General features: G+C 67.6%; 1 protein-coding gene. It reads right to left on the bottom strand.

Annotated features, from left to right (window positions below; genetic code table 11):
- Nucleotides 1-291 precede the first annotated feature (291 nt).
- On the bottom strand, nucleotides 292-1,215 hold a 924-nt coding region (locus tag G6024_RS15400; RefSeq protein WP_182640411.1), incomplete at its 5' end, for an IS256 family transposase.

The following is a 1,215-nucleotide window of genomic DNA, read 5'->3' as shown; positions in this document are numbered from 1 at the left end:
GATGAGCTCGCCGGAGGCTGCGGGCAGGTCCGCGGGCGGCTGGTAGAAGGCGGGCGCCGGGTCGTTGGACGATCCCTGCGCGCCGGCGGCGGGGGCGACCACGGCCCCTCCGGCGAATGCGGTGGCGATGGCGGTGGCGAATGCGGCTGCGCGCATTCCGGTTCGGCGAAGTGACACGGACTCTCCTAGACTGGCGCGTGCTGGTAGTGGTGTGGATCACGCGATTCAGAGAATATACACCGGCCAAGCCCCTGGTATTGGTGTAACTGGTTTTTGATCCTTCGTTGGTGGTCAGGCGGGTAGTTGGATCAGTGGATCGGTGGTCACCTCCGTCGGCGAGCTGGTGTCGGTGTTGGTGGTCAGTGTGAGTCGGCATCGGCTGAGGACTTCGAGGCCGAGGTAGCGGCGTCCTTCGGCCCATTCGTCGGTCTGCTCGGCCAGGACTGCGCCGATGAGGCGTACGATGGCGTCGCGGTTGGGGAAGATCCCCACGACGTCGGTGCGGCGGCGGATCTCCCGGTTGAGTCGCTCGGTCGGGTTGTTGGACCAGATCTGTCGCCATACATCGTCGGGGAACGTGGTGAAGGCGAGCAGGTCCTCGCGGGCATCGCCGAGGTGGTCGGCGACCTCAGGCAGGCGCCCGTCGGTGTACTCCAGGAGTCGGTCGAACTGCTCGTGCACCGCGGTCGAGGTGGGCTGGTCGTACACGCTGTGGAGCATCGCTTTCACGGCCGGCCACATCGACTTGGGGCACACAGCCATGAGGTTCGCCGCGTAGTGGGTGCGGCAACGCTGCCACGCCGCGCCGGGCAGGTTCGCTGCGATCGCGTCCACGAGCCCGGCGTGGGCATCGGAGGTCACCAGGCGCACCCCGCCCAGGCCGCGGGCGACCAGGTCGGCGAAGAAGGTGTTCCACGAGGCTTTGGTCTCGCTGGTGGCGACCTGCATCCCGAGGACTTCGCGGTGGCCGTCGCCGTTGACGCCGGTGGCCAGCAGGACGGCGGCCTTGACGACCTGGTTGTTCTCGCGGACCTTGATGGTCAACGCGTCGGCGGTGACGAAGGTGAACGGTCCGGCCTCGTCCAGGCGGCGGTGGCGGAACGCGGCGACCTGCTCATCGAGGTGTTCGGCCATCCGTGAGACCTGCGACTTGGACAGTGAGTCGATGCCGAGGGTCTTGACCAGCTTGTCCATCCGGCGGGTGGACACCCCGGC

This window comes from Dietzia maris (assembly GCF_014144855.1).
In the GTDB taxonomy this organism is placed as follows: domain Bacteria; phylum Actinomycetota; class Actinomycetes; order Mycobacteriales; family Mycobacteriaceae; genus Dietzia; species Dietzia kunjamensis.
Note: the sequence above shows the minus strand (reverse complement) of the source record. Positions and strands in the feature narration are given on the sequence as shown.